Origin of the sequence: Microbacterium sp. (assembly GCF_049661145.1) — a bacterium.
Classification (GTDB): Bacteria; Actinomycetota; Actinomycetes; order Actinomycetales; family Microbacteriaceae; genus Microbacterium.
This window is the reverse complement of sequence record NZ_JBASZT010000357.1, coordinates 1-2,146: the sequence shown is the minus strand read 5'-3', so window position 1 is coordinate 2,146 and position 2,146 is coordinate 1. Positions and strand designations below refer to the sequence as shown.

At 72.0% G+C, this 2,146-nt stretch carries 2 protein-coding genes; one reads left to right on the top strand and one right to left on the bottom strand.

Annotated elements, in window-relative coordinates; all coding sequences use genetic code 11:
- The first annotated feature begins 208 nt into the window (after positions 1-208).
- Positions 209-1,456 (top strand): bifunctional phosphopantothenoylcysteine decarboxylase/phosphopantothenate--cysteine ligase CoaBC, encoded by a 1,248-nt coding sequence (coaBC, locus tag WBP48_RS14725; RefSeq protein ID WP_424441505.1) that lies wholly within the window; start codon positions 209-211, stop codon positions 1,454-1,456.
- Positions 1,457-1,615: 159 nt separating this feature from the next.
- Here coaBC and WBP48_RS14720 read toward each other — a convergent pair.
- Positions 1,616-2,146, bottom strand: a 531-nt coding sequence (locus tag WBP48_RS14720; RefSeq protein WP_424441504.1) for a PTS sugar transporter subunit IIA, incomplete at its 5' end; no start/stop codon positions are given.

The following is a 2,146-nucleotide window of genomic DNA, read 5'->3' as shown; positions in this document are numbered from 1 at the left end:
GTCGCGCACCCCGACGACGCCCGGATGCTCCGGCCACCACGCGCCGAGCGGATCCCACGTGCGTGCCGGATCCTCGTCGCGCACGGCCAGCAGCCGCACGGGCTGATGCGGCGCATCAGGAACGTGGACGATGACGGTGCACACGGTCTGGGGACCTCTCCGTCCGCCCGCCGTGCGCCTGGTCGCAGGCGCGTGGGAGGATCGGACCATGTTCGTTGTCGTGGGTGTGACGGGCGGCATCGCCGCGTACAAGACGGTGCAACTGGTGCGCACGCTGGTGACCAACGGCCACGAGGTGCACGTTGTTCCCACCGTCGATGCCCTGCGCTTCGTCGGCACCGCGACGTGGGAAGCGGTGAGCCGAAACCCCGTCACGACCAGTGTGCACGAGGATGTCGCCCAGGTGCGCCATGTGGCGCTGGGCACATCGGCCGATCTCGTGATCGTCGCCCCCGCGACGGCGCACACACTCGCCCGCATGGCTGCCGGCCTGGCCGATGACCTGCTGGGAGTGACTCTGCTGGCCACGACGGCGCCGGTCGTCGTCGCCCCCGCGATGCACACCGCGATGTGGGAGCACGCCGCGACGCAGCAGAACCTTCACACCCTGCGGGAGCGCGGCGTGCACGTGGTCGGGCCGGCGGACGGCCCGCTCACGGGCGGCGACAGCGGACCGGGGCGCATGGTCGAGCCCGACGAGATCGCCGCCGCTGCGCTCGCGGTGGTGGCCCGAGGAGATGCGGCCGGCGGCGTCAGCGGGAAAGCCCGCCACGACCTCGCGGGCCTGTCGGTCGCGGTGTCGACCGGGGGGACGCGCGAACCCATCGATCCGGTCCGCTTTCTCGGCAACCGCTCGAGCGGCCGACAGGGTGCCGCGCTCGCGCAGGCCGCCGCCGACCGCGGGGCCGACGTGACCCTGGTCGCCGCACACGTCGATGACGGGGTGCTCACGGAGGCATCGCGGCATCCGCGCGTTGCCGTCGTGCGCGTGTCGACCGCCGCCGAGCTTCAGTCCGCGATGACGGATGCCGCGGCCACCGCCGACGTCGTGGCCATGGTCGCCGCCGTTGCCGACTACCGAGTCGCCGCGATCGCGCCCGGCAAGTTGCGCAAGGAGGACGGCATCCCCCGGCTTGAGCTCGTGGAGAACCCGGACATCCTGGCGGGGCTCGTCGCCGGCCGCCGCCCGGGTCAGCTCCTCGTCGGCTTCGCGGCCGAGACCGCCGCGGATGACGCCGAACTGGTCGAGCGCGGCCGCCGCAAGCGTGCCCGGAAAGGCGTCGATCTGCTCGCCGTCAACCGGGTCTCGTGGGACGAAGGGTTCGAGACCACCGAGAACCGGGTCGTGCTGCTCGACGCGCACGACGAGGTCGTTGCGGATGCCGCGGGCACCAAGTGCGACGTCGCCGACGCGGTCTGGGACGCGGTGGTGGCCCTCGGCAGCCCTGTGCGCTGAGCCCGACGCGGCTCGGGGCGTTTCGGCTCCTCGCTGCGCTCGTCGCTCGACGACCGAGGACGCGCCACTGCCATCGGGCAACGGCTGCAGTCTCCTGTCGGGGCACCACAGGTTTCGGGCGCCGGAACAGGAAACCGCAGCCGTTGAGGGGATCCCGGGCTACGCCTTCTTCTGAATGTCGAGCAGGGGCGTGCCGTGCGTCGTCGGACCGAGCGCGACCGGGTCGACGGTGTCGAACTCGTCGGCGTTCAGGACGATGACCGGCGTGATCAGCGGGTAGCCCGCCTTCTCGATGACGGCGCGGTCGAATGTGACGAGCGGGGTGCCGGCCTCGATACGGTCGCCGTTCTTCACCTTGACGTCGAAGCCTTCACCCTTGAGGTTGACGGTGTCGATCCCGACGTGGATGAGGATCTCGGCGCCGTTGTCCAGCTGCAGGCCGAACGCGTGCCCGGTGGGCTGGGCTGCGGCGACGACTCCCACTCCGGGTGCGTAGACGGTGTCACCGGTGGGCTCGATCGCGACGCCCGGTCCCATGACTCCGCCCGCGAAGACGGGGTCGGGGACCTTGTCGAGCGGGACCACTGTGCCATCGAGCGGCGAGGACACCTGGACGAGTGCGCCGACCCCGGCATCCGGCTCGGCGACGGCGGTCGCGGTGGCCGCCGCAGGAGCCGCCACGGCGGCAGC

Coding starts and splice junctions, on each gene's coding strand:
- coaBC (WP_424441505.1), top strand. CDS start 209: ATGTTCGTTGTCGTGGGTGTGACGGGCGGCATCGCCGCGTACAAGACG.